A 17,207-nucleotide genomic window follows, 5' to 3' on the forward strand; every position below is an offset into this window, starting at 1 on the left:
TCATTTTTTCTCACAGATTTTTGTGTACACCCTCCCAATTTTGGGATAGCTCCTAGATTCATCTTATTTCTATACTTCTAACATAACAATTTGGATGACAAGGAATTCATGATGAAAAAAACCTTATTATGCTTAACTTTAGCAGGCTTACTCAGTGCATGTGGTGGTTCAGACAATGATTCTGGTAGTTCTGCTCCCCCACCATCAAACACCACAAAAACTGGCGTACTGACCGATGGGCCTGTGAGTGGTGCAACTTATACAATTAATGGTGTCTCTAAACGTACAAATGCTCAAGGGGAGTTTGAATATCAAGAGGGTGATGAAATCACTTTCTCCATCGGAAATATTGAAATTGGCACAGTGATTGGTGCTGATCGTATTACCCCTGTGGAGTTAGCTGATGATGTAACAACACGAACAAATTTACTTATTTTTTTACAATCTTTAGATTCTCAGGGGGGGCATGACGATGGTATTCAAATCCCTGACTCAGTGAGTCAACTCCCTGCAAACTCAATTGACCTCTCTAAACCAACAACTGAATTTATTACAAGCTTTCAACCTGTTCTACAAACAATAGAAGATTTTAAAGATAAAGTCGTAGTTAGCGCAACAGAAGCACAAGCTAACTTTAACCAAACACTACTCAAAGATATCGTTGGGGTTTGGTATGCGAAAAATGCTGACTCAGAAATCGTACTTCAAGTAACCTCAGACGGGAAATACCTGATTGGCGAACCTATTGTTAGCTCACCATCTGATAGTGCAAATGGCATGGAGTATGGTGAATTATCGGTAAATGCTGTTGCTGGAGATTTATGGGCGCAATCTTCAATTGATACAAATGAAGATTGGGGCTTAACTGATTCTGGAAAAACACGTGATATGAAAATATCATTTGATGGTACGCAGTTAAAAATTTCTGAAGCTCAAAACCCTAATGAAAGTGCAACATTTACTAAAGTCCCTCAAAACAATTCGAGCATTGCCGGTGCTTGGAACTCAAGTTCAGGCAAGCAACTATTTGTTTTCAATCCAGATAATAATACCTATATCATGGTTGATGCTGTTGGGGACGATCAAGTGGAAGTTGGAGAAATGCCTTGTGGTGGACCAGGTATCGAATATGGTAAATATCGTGTTCAAGATGGAAAGTTATTCGTAGATAATATCCTGATCGATACAAATGGCTGTGCAGGCTTATCTGACAATAGTGCAAACTCAAGCTCAGGTCTACCAGTCACGGTTAATTCGACATCACTTACACTCCACGAACCAAATGAAGGTACATTTATACTCACAAGACCCAATACAGAAGGTGCTACCACAAGTAGCGCAAGCCAATTCTATAAAGATATTGCTGGAACTTGGGAAATTGGACGTACCAATGCATCTGCTGTTTTATTACATATTTTACCCGATGGACGTTATGCTCTGGGTGAAGCAGATGTAGCTGATGAAACAGGGAAGCCTGGTATTGAAATCGGACAATTAAATTGGAATGCTTTAACCTCAGCGCTGAACCCTGTAATTTCCATAGATACAAACGGTGACTACGGGCTTTCACATCCTGACAATGATGGTCACCACCGCCTAAGTTATAATGGCACAGATCTAGTGCTGACTGATGTAGGAAGTAATAGCACCTATATTTTAACTAAAGTAAAACAATCATCAGGTCTAGTTGGCACTTGGCAATTTAATCAAACTCACTTGTTTGCTTTCTTTGACACAGGATTCTATTTCTTGTTAGACACCGAAGGTGATTGCGATAACCCAGGAATTGAATATGGTAAATATTCAATAACATCCAATACACTTGCCGTAACAGAAGTGTTATATGACACCAACGGTTGCGGTGGATTACATGACACTTCGGATAGCGCTAAAGTTAATGCAACTTATAGCATCTCCGGAACAAGTCTAACCTTGCATCCACAAGGCGAAGACACTATTACCCTACAACGTAGTAACTAAACATATTTTAAAGCTGCCTAAGCAAAATTTAGGCAGCTTTAACCAATATGCTCAAAATGAATGGTACAACCCATTAATAAATGCATGAGTTCAATTTGCGATTTGCATTGGGTTTTTTCATAAATATTTTTAAAATAAGTGCGCACCGAACTGAGCGTAACTCCACAATGTTCCGCGATTTCTTCTAACTTACAACCATTCAACAACAACTCACACAGCTCAAACTCACGTTTAGACAATTGATAAGCTTGCTGCAAATAGGCTTTTGACAAGGCATAGTGCTGATGCTTATCGGTCAGAAATACCGCAATTTGATGTTGTCCTGCATTTTGATGCTGCATATTTTTTAATTTAGAACAAGGTACGATAGTCAGCATTAATTGTTGTCCTTTCGCATCTGACAAAGACAATACACCGCCTACATCTGCGTTTAATGCCGACTGTCCCAACAACGCTGAATGTAATAATTGATCTAAACGACTTTGATCATAAGCATGGGTTTTTAATCGATTATACAAATCCAAATCTAAACATGAATCGTGTTCCAGCATGCTTTGAGCTAAAGGGTTTGAATAAGTCAAACTCAGCTGATGATCAAGCAAAATTACACCTGTTTTTAAATGATCGAGCACGCTATACAAACTTAAATTTTCTTGTTTAACCAAACTAAACTGACGATGGATTTGTAAAGCACGGCGTAAATGCACACCCAAATGCTTTAAAAAATCCAACTCTTTTTGTTGATACGGCGCTACATCTGGCGCACGGTGTAATCCCAAAACCGCCCAGCGATGTGAACCCTGATCGAGCAAAACAGCCGAGATATAACTAATTCCCGTCGGATTCAAACACCGTTCATAAAAGATATATTCATCACTTTCAGGGTTTTCCCCATAATGCGATAAATCCGAGCTCGCTACTTGGCCCACACCTAAATTTTCCCACAATACTCGGTGTAACTGCATGTCAATCACACGAATCCGCTCATCACGATAGGCATGCAAAGCTTCATCTGGAATATTGTGACTAAATAAAAAATCGTAACTTGGACTAAATTGATCTAAGGCAGTAAAAATGGCGGTTTTACTGTCTGTATATTGAACAATTTTTTCAATTACTTGCGGCCATAAATTCACATCTACAGCGGCATCATAAATACTGCCTATAATTTCGTGTTCTCGGTTATCCATTTTTATCCCCTTTATGCCTACTCCAATCTGCATTACATTTATTTAATCATTTGTTTTTCTTATTGTTCTAAAAAGAATAATGAGTTTTATTCACAAAAAAAAGCAGTTTAAATACATATCACGCATTTAATAAATGAAAATGGCTAGGCAGTTTTGCTTTTTCATGTGTGCAAACTCTGAATTATAAAAACCACGCCATAAAAAAACCCCGTATCTGACGATACGAGGTTTTTGAAGTTTGGGTACGCTGAGGTTTACATCATACCGCCCATACCACCCATGCCACCCATATCTGGCATTGCTGGCTTGTCTTCTGGAATTTCAGTAATCATACATTCTGTTGTTAACATCAGGCCAGCAACAGACGCTGCATGCTCAAGTGCAGAACGAGTTACTTTTGCAGGGTCAAGAATACCCATTTCCAACATGTCGCCATATTCACCAGTCGCAGCGTTATAACCATAGTTACCTTCACCGTTCTTCACAGCATTGATTACTACAGATGGCTCATCACCAGCATTGGCTACGATTTGACGAAGCGGAGCTTCAATTGCACGACGAAGAATGTTGATACCTACGTTTTGGTCATCGTTAGCACCAGTCAGACCATCAAGTGCAGATGCAGCACGCACCAGTGCAACACCACCACCTGCAACAACACCTTCTTCAACCGCAGCGCGAGTTGCGTGAAGCGCATCATCCACACGGTCTTTCTTCTCTTTCATTTCAACTTCAGTTGCAGCACCAATTTTGATGACTGCTACACCGCCTGCTAATTTAGCAACACGTTCTTGAAGTTTTTCTTTGTCATATTCAGAAGTAGATTCTTCGATTTGCGCACGGATTTGCTGAACACGCTCAGAAATCTGATTTGCATCACCAGCACCATCCACAATCACGGTGTTTTCTTTAGAGACTGTAACTTTGTGCGCGCTACCCAAATGCTCTAGTGATGTTTGCTCCAAAGACATACCAATTTCTTCAGAAATAACCGTACCGCCTGTCAAGATTGCAATATCTTGAAGCATTGCTTTACGACGATCACCAAAACCAGGCGCTTTCACCGCACATACTTTGATGATGCCACGCATGTTGTTCACAACAAGCGTTGCTAGCGCTTCGCCTTCAACATCTTCAGCGATGATCAGAAGAGGCTTACCTGTTTTTGCAACCGCTTCTAGGACAGTAATCAGTTCACGAATGTTGCTGATTTTTTTATCAACAAGAAGAATGAACGGGTTTTCAAGTTCTGCAGTTAAAGTATCTTGTTTGTTCGCGAAGTATGGCGAGATATAACCGCGGTCAAACTGCATACCTTCTACAACGTCAAGCGCGTCTTCAAAGCCTGAACCTTCTTCAACAGTGATTACGCCTTCTTTACCAACGCGTTCCATTGCTTCTGCAATTAACTTGCCCACAGTCGTGTCCGAGTTTGCAGAAATAGAACCTACTTGCTCAATCGCTTTCGTGTCAGAAGCAGGTTTAGCCGTTGCTCTAATGTCTGCAACGACTGCCTTTACAGCAAGGTCGATACCACGTTTCAAATCCATTGGGTTCATGCCCGCAGTTACAGATTTGATGCCTTCATTTAAAATGGCTTGTGCAAGTACTGTTGCAGTGGTCGTACCGTCACCTGCGATATCATTGGTTTTGCTAGACACTTCACGTACAAGCTGAGCACCCATGTTCTCAAACTTGTCTTTCAAGGTGATTTCTTTCGCAACAGATACACCATCTTTAGTGATGTGCGGCGCACCGAAAGAACGGTCAATCACTACGTTACGACCTTTAGGGCCTAAAGTTACTTTAACTGCGTCTGCAAGTACGTTTACACCTGCGATCATTTTTGTGCGAGCTGAATCACCAAATTTTACGTCTTTAGCTGACATGTTTAACTCCAAATATTTTTAAATAATGTTCAAATTTGCTTTGAATATGAGTTCTGAACTTAGCCTTCAAGTACCGCTAAAATATCAGACTCTTTCATAATTAGAAGTTCTTCACCGTCTACTTTAACTGTGGTGCCTGCATAAGTACCAAACAAGACTTTGTCGCCCACTTTTACGTCTAAAGCGCGTACGCCATTGTCTGTAATTTGACCATTACCTACTGCAATCACTTCACCTTGGGCTGGTTTTTCTGCAGCAGAACCTGGAAGCAAGATACCGCCAGCTGTTTTTGTTTCTTCTTCAACACGACGAATAACTACGCGGTCATGTAATGGACGAATGTTGCTCATAAATAACTCCATTAGACTAAGTCAATGTATAGATTCCTGATGACGACTTAATTATTCCTTTGGTCATCATCAAAATAAATTTTAGATGACACAGTTGTGGGGATGGAAAAAAACGCTTCAAGGGGAAAAGCTAAAAATTTTTCAATTTTTGTTGTTTTTTTAGACAAGTTGGCTAGATCGGTGATTTATTCTGCATTTTGTTGCCACAACACAAATTGCTTTTTTTCAGCATCAAAAATGTAATGCTGCACATCACCATTGTTACACAATACATTTAAGCTATTCGGCATACCTTGATGCAAACGATATGAAATTGCAGTACCCGCATGAATATCCAGCACAGGATGCGCTGCGCCTAAGGCATAAATTTGATTTAAGTCATATACTGCGGGTTGATGTAAATGCCCATGCAGCAAGGCATATAAACCATTTTTACTCCACTGCTCTAAGGCAATTCGCCCCAACACTGGGCAATCTTTAATGCTGTGGCGATCATCTGGTGGTGTATAAAATGGTTGATGCGCCACCAAAATTTTAAACTTATTACTTGGCGCAACTTGTAGCAAAGCTTCAACTTCCTGAATTTGACTTAAAGAAATATGCCCGCGAGTATGAAAACGGCGTCGAATACTATTTACGCCTATCAGATAAAAATGTTGCGTTTCCAACACACTTTCCATGCGCCCAAAAAACAACTGATACCGCGCAAACGGACTAAAAAAACGATTCCAAAGATGATATAGCGGAATATCGTGATTTCCTGGCACAACCAAATACGGTAAATTCAAACTGTCTAAAAAATGCTTACAAGCATAAAACTGTGCATAGCGTGCACGTTGGGTTAAATCACCACTGACCACAACCGCTTCCGGTCGCATACTTGCACACAGTTGTTGTACTGCCTGCATACAAGCCACATTTTCAGTGCCAAAGTGCAAATCAGACAGATGCAGCAGCATGCGGCACCTTAATCTTCAATGCATTTTTCAATACAGAAATACGCAGTGGTGGGCGCATTTTGACAATTTCTCCATCAAGCGCCACGGTCAGTTGTTGGCGTTTACTATGAATGACCACCTGAACTGCAGCAAAACTATAAACATCACTGGCTTGATCTAGTTTGCCCTGAATCATTTGCCATAAAATTTTAAATAAAGTCAGCTTATCGCTTTTGGCAACCACGACACCCGCAACTTTGCCCTGTTCTGCCGCTTGCGCAATACGTAAATTCATTTCAGATAATTGCAATTGATTATTGCCAAAGAAAATCAACGGGGTTTTTAAGGGATAAAGTGTGCCATCGATTGCAATTTTTAATTTTAACTCTTTACGGTCACGAATCAGCACATCCAAACCTGAAGTATAGGCATGCAAAGGTAAACGTCCTAAATATTGGTTATAACGCTCGCGCTTTTGAATGAATAAAGGATACAAACCCAAACTGGCATTGTTTAAATAAATATGTTGATTGATTTGTGCCACATGCACAGCTCGCGTCGTGCCTGTGGCGATGACATGCGCTGCTTCAATTAAATCTAGCGGAATATTCAGTAAGCGCGCCACATAATTAAACGTGCCCAAAGGCAAAATACCCATGGGGATAGATGTCCCTTTTAACTTTGCAGCAACCGCATTTAAAGTACCATCACCACCTGCTGCAACCACTACACCGCTTAAATGCGCTGCTTGATGCCGTGCTAATACCTGTTGCATCAGTTGATCAAAATTGGCGATTTCACCCATTTCAAACAATTGGATTTCAAAACCATGCTGTGACAAAACATGCAACAGTTCTTCATATACACCTTCTTGCTGTGTGGCATGAAATCCTGATTTTTGATTATAAATAAGAGATAAAGGCTGTAATGTTGTCGACATTTTCTTCAATCATTTTAAAGCTTTTGCTCTAATTTCAACCAATTGATGCAGAATGAAAAGCAGCTTTATGTAAAAATCGAATGACGACCATTCATTAAATCAATAATCATTCTTTATAAAATTTAAGCTATAAATATATGTTTTAATTAAAAATAATTAAAATAAATAATGCCCATATTTTTTTTAAATAATGATAAATAGAACACAAAAAAGTTGTAAGCCCATGTTTCATATATGTTATTCATTATTTATATGGGTATTTTTCACATAAAGCTAAATCAAGCCTATGTCTTATTTTTTTTATGTTTTTGTGCTTTAATACAGCCACTTTTTTTTCATATTTCATCTGAACCATGTACCCCATCGTTCAGATTGTACTTTGTACACGACTTGTACACATTTAAGATAGGCCTCACCATGACCCAAGTGAACGCACCAGAATTCGTTCGTCACCCTAAGCTTATTGCATGGGTTGAAGAAATTGCAAAGTTAACGAAACCAGCAAAAATTGAATGGTGTGACGGTAGCGCAGAAGAATATCAACGTCTAATCGACTTGATGATCGCTAACGGCACCATGCAAGCATTAAACCAAGAAAAACACCCTGGTTCGTACCTTGCAAATTCTGATCCTTCTGACGTTGCTCGTGTTGAAGACCGTACTTACATCTGCTCTGAAAACAAAGAAGATGCTGGTGCGACAAACAACTGGGAAGCGCCAGCTGAAATGCGCGCTAAATTAAACGGTTTATTCGACGGCTCAATGGCTGGTCGTACCATGTATGTGGTTCCATTCTCTATGGGCCCATTAGGTAGCCACATTGCTCACATCGGTATTGAATTAACTGACTCTCCTTATGTTGCTGTCAGCATGTCTAAAATGGCTCGTATGGGTAAAGCTGTTTATGACGTATTGGGCACAGATGGCGAATTTGTTCCTTGCGTACACACTGTGGGCGCACCATTGGCTGAAGGCGAGAAAGACGTTGCTTGGCCATGTAACAAAGAAAAATACATTGTACATTATCCAGAAACTCGTGAAATCTGGTCGTATGGTTCTGGTTACGGCGGTAACGCATTATTGGGTAAAAAATGCTTAGCGCTTCGTATTGCTTCTGCAATGGGCCGTGAACAAGGCTGGTTAGCAGAACACATGCTTATTTTAGGCGTGACCAACCCACAAGGCGAAAAACACTACATCGCAGCAGCATTCCCTTCTGCATGTGGTAAAACCAACTTTGCGATGTTAATTCCACCTGCAGGTTATGAAGGCTGGAAAATTGAAACTGTAGGTGACGATATTGCTTGGATCAAACCAGGTGAAGATGGTCGCTTATATGCAATTAACCCTGAAGCTGGTTTCTTCGGTGTTGCTCCTGGTACAAACACCAAGACTAACCCGAACTGTATGGCAACTCTGCACAAAGACGTGATTTATACCAACGTTGCTGTGACTGACAACGGCGAAGTATGGTGGGAAGGTCTATCTAAAGAAGTTCCTGCAAACTTAACCAACTGGAAAGGTCAACCACATACTGGCGCAGAAAAAGCAGCTCATCCAAATGCGCGCTTCACTGTTGCAGCGAGTCAATGTCCTTCTATTGATGCTGACTGGGAAAATCCAGCAGGTGTTCCAATTTCAGCGTTCATCTTCGGTGGTCGTCGTGCAGACACAGTGCCTCTAATTTCAGAAGCATTTGACTGGGTAGATGGCGTATATAAAGCAGCAACGATGGGTTCTGAAACGACTGCAGCAGCCGTTGGTCAACAAGGTATTGTACGCCGTGACCCATTTGCAATGCTTCCGTTTGCTGGTTACAACATGGCAGACTACTTCTCTCACTGGTTAGAGATGGGTGAGCAAGTTGGCGAGAAAGCAAAAGCTGCAGGCAACAAATTACCAGGTATCTACAATGTAAACTGGTTCCGTCGTGATGCAGAAGGCAACTTCGTATGGCCTGGTTTTGGTCAAAACATGCGTGTACTTGAGTGGATCATTGATCGTTGCGAAGGTCGTGCAGAAGCTGTTGAAACTCCAATTGGTTTTGTTCCAACGTATGAGCAATTGAACTGGACTGGTTTAGATTTCTCTAAAGAGCAATTTGAAACTGTAACAGCGCAAGACAAAGAACAATGGATCAAAGAGTTAGAAAGCCACACTGAGTTATTCAACAAACTTGGTGAGCGCCTACCTGCTGCATTGAAAGCGCGTCAAGCTGCTTTACTTGAAGCGGTTAAATCTGCGTAATTCAACGCTGATTGCTAAGAAAAGGTCACTTCGGTGACCTTTTTTATTGCCCTAATATTTTAGTTGCTAAAAACATCAACATTCCAGCTTCAACATCCCCCGCTGATGTGTAAATACTAAATAATACGAAGATTCAAGGTAAAAACATGACATCATCAAAACACACTTATCACCCCCAATATAGACAGCCTACCACATCACCAACAAAGCCATGCTTTGTCCACTCAGCTATGGCATACTTAAAACAAGAATGAAATGACATCAAAACATGAGACATGATCATGAATAAAACCATGAAGAATACAATGATTATTTTGGCTATGACGGGACTTGGGTTAGGTTTATCCGCTTGTCAAAGTTTGCCTGAGCAAAACGAGAATAGTTTTATTGGCTATAAAGTCGAAAGCAAAACTGATCGCACTGCCGTATTGGCTTATACGCTTGCAGGACGTCAAAACCAACAGCGCGATGAAAGTAAATTACAGCGTGCCTGCCAAAAAGAACTTGGTGCGCATAAAACTTATCAATTGCGGATTTTAAGTATTAATGAAGTGGTGAATCCTGCAGCCAACCAACAAGACCCGTATGGTCGCCAACTTGGGCAAAGCCGCACCTCTATTGGCTTATCGAACACACCTGAGCTACATAGCAGTGAAAACTATGCTACACGTCAGGCCTTAGATGCTCGCCCAAGCACACTGCGCATTGTGCGTTATAGCTGCAATTAATTCGCGCCACAAAACTGGCTTCCTATAAGACGTGATGAGTTATCGCGTCTTATAAAAACTCACATTACGGAACTCTTTGGCTTCATCCAAATCTGGCCATGTGGTCGCGCTGCGTTCATCTATTTTTATATATTGTGGATGACTAAAGTTTTTCACTCGGCTGTCTGCCACCCAAACTTCTGGGGCGAACTTTAAGAACTCATCTAAAAAAAAGCGATTGCATTGATCATAAAGTACATCGGCAGCCAACAATACATCCACTTGTTCTGCTTTGTATAGATCATCTAAATATTCAAGCACCACATCATTCAATTCAGCATTGGCTCGACAGGCTGCAAGGCTAATGGGGTCAATATCACAACAAATTACCCGTTTGGCACCTGCCATTTTTGCAGCAATCGCCACCACGCCCGAACCTGCACCAAAGTCTAAAACGACTTTATTTTTTACTTGCTGCGGTTCTGCCAATAACCATTGCGCCATTGCAAGTCCTGAAGCCCAACAGAAAATCCAGTACGGCGTATCATTCCAAATACGACGAATCACTTCATCATCTAGCTTGTCGGTAGGAAATACTGGTGGAATAAGCCAAAGTGAAATAGGCGTTTCAGGCAATTGCTGTGCCAGTAATTCACAATTTGGAATTACATCATGTAAAGCATCTAAAAGATGTTCAGGGGCTTTAGGAAATTGAAAGGTACAGCTCATTGGATTTTTATTCGTTCTAATTTAAAAAGTTCCCTCTGCTTTTTTAAAGGAGAGGGAGCATTCATTATTTTTACAATGAATTCCCCACTCTTTTTTAGGAGAGTTAGGGAGAGAATTTTTAAGCCCTCATCCCAGCCTTCTCCCTGAGCCGTATACGGCGCAAGAGAAGGAGCATCCATTATTTTCACAATGAATTTCCCCTCTCCTGAGCAAAATTTAAAGCACTGCTTTTAAATTGAAGCGCAAGAGAGGGTTAGGGAGAGGTCTTCATCAACCTAACGCTTTCTCAGCCGCTTCAACCGTTTGACGAATCAAAGTTGTAATGGTCATTGGGCCAACACCACCCGGTACAGGCGTATATGCAGAAGCGATTTCTTCAATCCCTTGTAGTTGAATATCACCCACACCGCCACCATCACGTGGATGGAAACCGGCATCAACCACTACCGCACCCGGCTTAATCCAGTCTTTTTGAATCAATTCTGCTTTACCAACAGCACCCACAATAATGTCGGCCTGTTTTACAAAGTCTGCCAAGTTTTGTGTACGTGAATGGCAAGTTGTTACCGTTGCATTGGCTTCAAGCAGCATCGCAGCCATTGGTTTACCTAAAATTGCTGAACGACCTACAACAACAGCATGTTTGCCTGCAATTTCAATGTTGTTTTCTTTTAAAATGGTCATAATGCCTGCTGGCGTTGCAGAACCATAAGCAGCCTCACCCATCGCCATGCGCCCATAACCAAGGCAAGTCACACCGTCTACATCTTTTTCAAGCGAAATTGCATCAAAGCAAGCACGCTCATCAATTTGCGCAGGAACTGGATGTTGCAACAAAATACCGTGCACATCCGGATTCGCATTCAATTTTTCAATTTCTGCCAAAAGTTGTTCTGTGGTGGTTTCTGTAGGCAATTCCACCTTTAAAGAATCCATGCCCACACGGCGGCAAGCATTGCCTTTCATGCGCACATAAGTTGCAGATGCACCGTCATCACCGACCAAAATAGTCGCTAGAATTGGGGTACGACCTGATTTTGCTTTTAACGCTTCTACACGTGTTAACAGATCAGCTTCAATTTGTTTTGCCAATGCACGACCGTCTAAAATTAATGCCACGGCACATCTCCAAATGTTGATATGAATCAATTTTGCAAATAATACATGATTATTTAGACTATTTTATTCTATATGTCGAATTAATGTGCATCTGCTCATTTAATAGTATTGTTTTTTTTTCAGAGCTTGCTAATATACGCATCACAAGACGCGGCGGGGTGGCAGAGTGGTCATGCAGCGGACTGCAACTCCGTGGACGCCGGTTCGATTCCGACCTCCGCCTCCAATCTTGTAAAACTATGCCCGAGTGGTGAAATCGGTAGACACAGGGGATTTAAAATCCCCCGCCCTCAAAGCGTGCCAGTTCGAGTCTGGCCTCGGGCACCATTTTAAAATAGATTAAAATGGTGCAAATAAAGAACCCAGCATTAAGCTGGTTTTTTTATGCCTAAATTTTAGGTTTTCCCCTCTTTATTCAATATTCAATGATGCCTCTATGAACCCTAAACAAGCGCTTCTTGATTTGCAGCAATTGCAACAACAATACCCTGCTGCATTTAAAAGAAATATTTTGTTTTATGGTTTTATTCAAAGCAAAGGCATGCTGGATGATTGGAAAGAAATGATTCCATGGGTCTTGGCCTGCCTGATTTTTATTCCTATTTCAATCAGTCTGGCGCACGGGATTCAAAACTTTGCACCGCAGTACGATGCCTTTCAAGCCAAGGCATTGGCGATTTTAGCCATCATGTTAGGTTTTATGCTGCTTCTACCTTATGTGTTGTATCAAATTAAACACAGTTCGGCATCGTGGTATCAACTACAGCAACATGCCACCATAAAAATAGCAGTATTGATTCTGCTACAAGCGGTAAATTTCGCCTATTTTCAGAGTGCAATTCTGCAAGGGATTTTATTCTTTTTCTGCATCAGTTTTGGTTTTGTACGTTTCTATAAAGAGAATATGTTCCGTGACCACATAAGCCTTGAACAAAAATATTGCTTAACGCAATTTCGCCGTGCTGCGTATTGGTCATATCGTCAAGCTGCTAAAATTCAATATCGGATGTATTTTTCCAATAAAAATAGCCCTCGTTTTGCCCAATTGAATCAGCAATATCAACATGCAATTCAGTTACATCAACAACTGATGCAGGCTGAACACAATTTATGTAAAAGGATTAAGTACATAGATTTAGATAGTTATATTCAAGATAAACTCGATTAAAACATCACGCCAAACATCAGAAAGATTATCAAAAAACCGAGCAACTTAGGCTCGGTTTTCTGTAAGTATCAGACTGATTTTAAGCAGTTTTAGCGACATCACTGATTGGTTTTAAGTCTACACCATACTTCTGTTGATGACCACGCGTATCATCGAGTTTGTATTCACGTGCCTTAACCGTATCTATAAACTTCCAATCTGCAACCACTTGCGCACGATCAAAAGTCACCGTTAAATAACCACGTTGATTTAACTTGCAATAATCCAGTTCATCAATCAGTTCTTGAAAGGCATATTCCAACGCTGCCATTTCGTCTGCAGGCACATTTAAGTAATACTCAATTCCGGGCGATGATACCGAGCTGGTCGCGAATTCCAACCCAACCTTATGATTTGTTTCATGTGTATGCAAGGTTGCAGCCCAAGCATTGTGAGTATCACCTGCCAACACCACTGCTTTTTTCCCAAGTTGCTGCAATGTCCCATACACAACTTCTCGCTCGTAGGCATAACCATCCCAAGCATCGAGGTTATAAGGTGCAACCGCATACAAACGTGCCTTATCTACTGCTGTCAAAGTTGGATCATTCGCTTTTAAACGCAATTTCAGCGTGACCAATTCTGTAATTTTCTGCTTCATTTGTGCAAGTGTTTCAGGTTGCTGATCACCATTGGTGATTTTTGCTAAAGGCAATAACAGTTCTTGTGGAATCAGCATTTTCGCCATCAACACTTGTTGAGCCAAAACATTCCAAGTAGCCTTAGACTGCCCCAACTGCTTTTGCAACCATTCTCGTTGAACTCCACCCATCAATGTGCGTTGATCACTAAATAAATCTGCCTGAAATTTAGCAGCATCAATTGACGCGCCAAAATACGCGTATCCAGCATCATCAAATTCACCAAACCACCAAAATCAAACTGGCGATAAATATTCAAATGATCATTTTCTGCAACTGGACGAATTGGCATCCACTCGAAATAAGCCTGTAATGCCGCAATTTTACGTTCTATAAAGCTGCCTTCACCTTCTTGATGATTATCTGCACCCGCTTCCCAAGTATCATTACTGAGTTCATGGTCATCCCAAATGACAATAAATGGATGGCGTTGGTGAGCAGTCTGCAAATCAGCATCGGTACGATATAAAGCATAACGTTTACGATAATCATCTAACTTGATAATTTCTTTATCATTGTCTGCAGCAAAGGTACGTCCTAACTGTTTTGCATCGTCAGTCGCGTAGCCACCTTGTCCATATTCATAAATATAATCACCCAAGTGAATAATCACATCCAGATTGTTTTCCTGTGCCATTTCTTTATACACATGAAAATAACCTGCGGGATAGTTCGAGCAAGAACAGACCGCAAATTTCACTTGATCGCTGCGTTGTGGCAAGGTTTTGGTCTGTCCTATAGCAGAAACCGTATTACCAAAGCGGAAACGGTAATAATATTTAGTCCCTGCCTGTAAACGATCTGCGTCCACTTTAACAGTAAAATCTTGCGCTGCGCTGGTTTGTACTTTGCCAGTATTTACCAATTGCTTAAACGCCTCATCGCTGGCAATTTCCCAAACCACTTCAATGCATGCTGCCATGTCACTTGGCGTTACACGTGTCCATAAAATGATACGATCATGCAGCGGATCACCACTGGCGACACCATGCAAAAACTGCACCTTTAATGCATTTTCTGCTGTATTTTCATTGTCATCACCACATGCAGTTAATGCGACTGGCAATGACAACGCCCCAAAACCAGCCAAATTTTTTTTAATCAGCTCTCGGCGAGTTAAGCGAATGTTCATGAATATTCCTTTTATTTTTCTTGAGCGCTCAACATAGAAATTTATGATTTCGCTTTGATCTCAAATTCATGAAATATTGATGACAAACAGCAGAAATATACTGCAAACCGAACTTTTTTCAAGCTAATAAGTTGAATTGATTGAAAAGAAAGCAATTGTAAATAAATTTACTTGCCAAGATTTATTTCGTCCTCTATTATTGCGCACATGCCCGAGTGGTGAAATCGGTAGACACAGGGGATTTAAAATCCCCCGCCCTCAAAGCGTGCCAGTTCGAGTCTGGCCTCGGGCACCATTTTAATGAATCAAATCATTCAAATGGTGCAAATAAAGAACTCCAGCATTAAGCTGGTTTTTTTATGCCTAAAAAATATAATATTGAAAACGATAACACTTATGTGCCGATGATTTGAAATGTCTCTACAACGCTTTATCTTCTCTTTCAAATGGGTGATCTGTTTATGCTGCTTGCTCAGTTTTGCAAGCCATGCACAAAATCCCAGCCTTGAGTCAGCAACCGAATCCGTAAACCCAATTGAAACTGATGCAGAATTTTATGATGTTTTTGCAGGAACATTGCAATATAAAAATCAAGAATTACAATTACGTCGTTGCAGCTTAGGCAACAATTTATATTTATTAAATTTCCAAAATCCTGAAGAAGAAAAGCAACTCAAAACTTTGCTGCAACAAAATACAAAGTTTTGGGTCAATTTAATTGCACAGCCGAATGAACATAATGGGCTATATACGTTGAATGTTCGGGAAATTGCAGAACTACTTACACAGCAAAGTTGCCATTTGGATGATGTTTTAGATGATTTATTGAATCACCCATAAATTAAAGCTGAAAGAGAGTGACCTATCACCACTCTCTCGTTGCAATCAACTCTTCCATTTCAATCTCGAAATAGCCTTGATCTTGCAGCACCATCATCATCGCCTCAGCAATATAATCTGCTGCGGTATCGTCCAAATCTGAATCCAGATCTTCAAATTGTGGTTTCATTTTATTAATGGCTTGCACGGTCTGATCTGCAAAATGATAAATATCGGTTTCAGATAAATTGGATTTAGACACGTGTTTTGCAAACTGTTGAATCAGTTGTTTTAACTCAGCAACTAAAATATCAGGATAAAACTCATCATCAAACATCGGGAGAAGTAAATCTGCAAACATACAGGCACTCAAAAATATAGAGATTCAAGCGTGCCTATATAGCATAAGCAAGGCTTTAATTCTAGCTTCGCCCCAATTTGCACACTGCGATTAATTTGCCAACTGCATTGCTTGCCAGACTTTAATGGCGTCAGACATGGCTTTCACATCATGCGCACGCACCATACAAGCACCTTGCTGAATACTGAGTAAATGTGCCGCTACAGAACCAACTGCACGCTGTGTTGGCTCTGCCCCACCCAAAGCTTCACCAATAAAGCGTTTACGGGACAATGCCGATAAAATTGGATACCCCATACCATTAAGTTGATGCAACTCATTTAACAATTTCAGATTCTGTTGTGCATTTTTCGCAAAACCAAAACCTGGATCAATCATGATATTTTCAGGCTTGACCCCTACCGCCAAAGCATCAGCGACACGTTGCTGCAATTCTGCAATCACATCTGCAGTGACATCATCATATTGATCTAAATTGTTCATGGTGGTCGGTTCACCACGCATGTGCATAATAATCACGGGGATATTTAACTCAGCAGCTGTTTGCAACGCATTTGGACGGGTCAGCGCACGTACATCATTCCAGATATGCGCCCCCGCAGCTACCGCAGCACGAATCACTTCAGGCTGTGACGTATCAATCGAAAGCACTACATCATAAGTAGATAAGGCTTCCGCCACAGGAACCACACGACGAATTTCTTCTTCTACACTCACAGGACTTGCCCCCGGACGTGTAGACTCACCGCCAATATCAATCACGGTTGCACCTTCGGCTATCATTTCCAAAGCACGCGCCACAGCAGCATCTTTTTCATTATGTCGCCCACCATCACTAAACGAGTCTGGTGTCACATTTAGAATTCCCATCACATGCGGCTGAGATAAATCTAAACTCAAACGTCCACATTGCAATACGCGCTTGGGTAATGGCATTAGCTGCATGCTGGTCTTCCTT

15 protein-coding genes, 3 tRNA genes and 1 pseudogene are annotated in these 17,207 nt (G+C 41.0%); 8 read left to right on the top strand and 11 right to left on the bottom strand.

Annotation, left to right across the window (positions count from 1 at the left end; all coding sequences use genetic code 11):
- The first annotated feature begins 111 nt into the window (after positions 1-111).
- Positions 112-1,980 (top strand): hypothetical protein, encoded by a 1,869-nt coding sequence (locus FTV43_RS15945; RefSeq protein WP_227865792.1) that lies wholly within the window; start codon positions 112-114, stop codon positions 1,978-1,980.
- Positions 1,981-2,018: 38 nt separating this feature from the next.
- On the opposite strand, the gene FTV43_RS01070 is transcribed toward FTV43_RS15945, so the two are convergent.
- From FTV43_RS01070 to FTV43_RS01090, 5 genes are all read right to left on the bottom strand, one after another.
- Complete coding sequence (locus tag FTV43_RS01070) at positions 2,019-3,170, bottom strand: helix-turn-helix transcriptional regulator (RefSeq protein ID WP_179990240.1); 1,152 nt, start codon at positions 3,168-3,170, stop codon at positions 2,019-2,021.
- Between the two features lie 254 nt (positions 3,171-3,424).
- Positions 3,425-5,059, bottom strand: coding sequence for a chaperonin GroEL (gene groL / locus FTV43_RS01075; protein ID WP_096900991.1), 1,635 nt, complete (start codon positions 5,057-5,059; stop codon positions 3,425-3,427).
- A gap of 59 nt (positions 5,060-5,118) precedes the next feature.
- Positions 5,119-5,409, bottom strand: a complete 291-nt coding sequence (gene groES, locus FTV43_RS01080; protein ID WP_004972131.1) for a co-chaperone GroES — start codon at positions 5,407-5,409, stop codon at positions 5,119-5,121.
- 185 nt (positions 5,410-5,594) lie between these two features.
- Positions 5,595-6,368 carry a metallophosphoesterase gene (locus FTV43_RS01085; RefSeq protein ID WP_178318551.1) on the bottom strand — a complete coding sequence of 258 codons (774 nt, stop codon included), beginning with the start codon at positions 6,366-6,368 and terminating at the stop codon, positions 5,595-5,597.
- Positions 6,349-7,287, bottom strand: a complete 939-nt coding sequence (locus tag FTV43_RS01090) for a diacylglycerol kinase family protein (protein WP_179994679.1) — start codon at positions 7,285-7,287, stop codon at positions 6,349-6,351. Before FTV43_RS01090 ends, FTV43_RS01085 begins: the two co-directional genes overlap by 20 nt.
- A gap of 417 nt (positions 7,288-7,704) precedes the next feature.
- Between FTV43_RS01090 and FTV43_RS01095 the strand changes: the two genes are divergently transcribed.
- Positions 7,705-9,534 (top strand): phosphoenolpyruvate carboxykinase (GTP), encoded by a 1,830-nt coding sequence (locus tag FTV43_RS01095; RefSeq protein ID WP_179994680.1) that lies wholly within the window; start codon positions 7,705-7,707, stop codon positions 9,532-9,534.
- Positions 9,535-9,827: 293 nt separating this feature from the next.
- Positions 9,828-10,262, top strand: a complete 435-nt coding sequence (locus tag FTV43_RS01100) for a hypothetical protein (protein WP_179994681.1) — start codon at positions 9,828-9,830, stop codon at positions 10,260-10,262.
- Between the two features lie 39 nt (positions 10,263-10,301).
- On the opposite strand, the gene FTV43_RS01105 is transcribed toward FTV43_RS01100, so the two are convergent.
- From FTV43_RS01105 to folD, 3 genes are all read right to left on the bottom strand, one after another.
- Positions 10,302-10,970, bottom strand: coding sequence for a methyltransferase (locus tag FTV43_RS01105; protein ID WP_004972140.1), 669 nt, complete (start codon positions 10,968-10,970; stop codon positions 10,302-10,304).
- Positions 10,967-11,158, bottom strand: a complete 192-nt coding sequence (locus tag FTV43_RS01110; RefSeq protein ID WP_179994682.1) for a hypothetical protein — start codon at positions 11,156-11,158, stop codon at positions 10,967-10,969. The genes FTV43_RS01105 and FTV43_RS01110 overlap by 4 nt, the downstream gene beginning before the upstream one ends.
- Before the next feature lie 82 nt (positions 11,159-11,240).
- A complete protein-coding gene (gene folD, locus FTV43_RS01115; RefSeq protein ID WP_104488415.1) occupies positions 11,241-12,089 on the bottom strand; it encodes a bifunctional methylenetetrahydrofolate dehydrogenase/methenyltetrahydrofolate cyclohydrolase FolD in 849 nt (282 codons plus the stop codon).
- A 152-nt stretch (positions 12,090-12,241) separates the two neighbouring features.
- On the opposite strand from folD, the gene FTV43_RS01120 reads away from it, so the two are divergent.
- The 3 genes from FTV43_RS01120 (at position 12,242) to FTV43_RS01130 (ending at position 13,257) form a co-directional block, all read left to right on the top strand.
- A tRNA-Cys gene (locus tag FTV43_RS01120) sits at positions 12,242-12,315 on the top strand.
- 15 nt (positions 12,316-12,330) lie between these two features.
- Positions 12,331-12,416 (top strand) — tRNA-Leu (locus FTV43_RS01125).
- 109 nt (positions 12,417-12,525) lie between these two features.
- Positions 12,526-13,257, top strand: coding sequence for a hypothetical protein (locus FTV43_RS01130; RefSeq protein WP_178318547.1), 732 nt, complete (start codon positions 12,526-12,528; stop codon positions 13,255-13,257).
- A gap of 79 nt (positions 13,258-13,336) precedes the next feature.
- On the opposite strand, the pseudogene FTV43_RS01135 reads toward FTV43_RS01130, so the two are convergent.
- A pseudogene (locus tag FTV43_RS01135) lies at positions 13,337-15,069 on the bottom strand (alkaline phosphatase).
- Positions 15,070-15,278: 209 nt separating this feature from the next.
- On the opposite strand from FTV43_RS01135, the gene FTV43_RS01140 reads away from it, so the two are divergent.
- Positions 15,279-15,364, top strand: a tRNA-Leu gene (locus FTV43_RS01140).
- A 119-nt stretch (positions 15,365-15,483) separates the two neighbouring features.
- Positions 15,484-15,909, top strand: a complete 426-nt coding sequence (locus tag FTV43_RS01145) for a hypothetical protein (protein WP_179994683.1) — start codon at positions 15,484-15,486, stop codon at positions 15,907-15,909.
- Between the two features lie 25 nt (positions 15,910-15,934).
- On the opposite strand, the gene FTV43_RS01150 is transcribed toward FTV43_RS01145, so the two are convergent.
- The gene (locus FTV43_RS01150) at positions 15,935-16,249 is read right to left on the bottom strand and encodes a DUF5713 family protein (RefSeq protein ID WP_131260668.1); all 315 of its coding nucleotides are present in this window, start codon (positions 16,247-16,249) and stop codon (positions 15,935-15,937) included.
- Between the two features lie 90 nt (positions 16,250-16,339).
- Positions 16,340-17,194 carry a dihydropteroate synthase gene (gene folP, locus FTV43_RS01155; protein ID WP_218950760.1) on the bottom strand — a complete coding sequence of 285 codons (855 nt, stop codon included), beginning with the start codon at positions 17,192-17,194 and terminating at the stop codon, positions 16,340-16,342.
- Between the last annotated feature and the right edge of the window lie 13 nt (positions 17,195-17,207).

Origin of the sequence: Acinetobacter sp. YH16053 (assembly GCF_013417035.1) — a bacterium.
Lineage (GTDB): Bacteria > Pseudomonadota > Gammaproteobacteria > Pseudomonadales > Moraxellaceae > Acinetobacter > Acinetobacter towneri.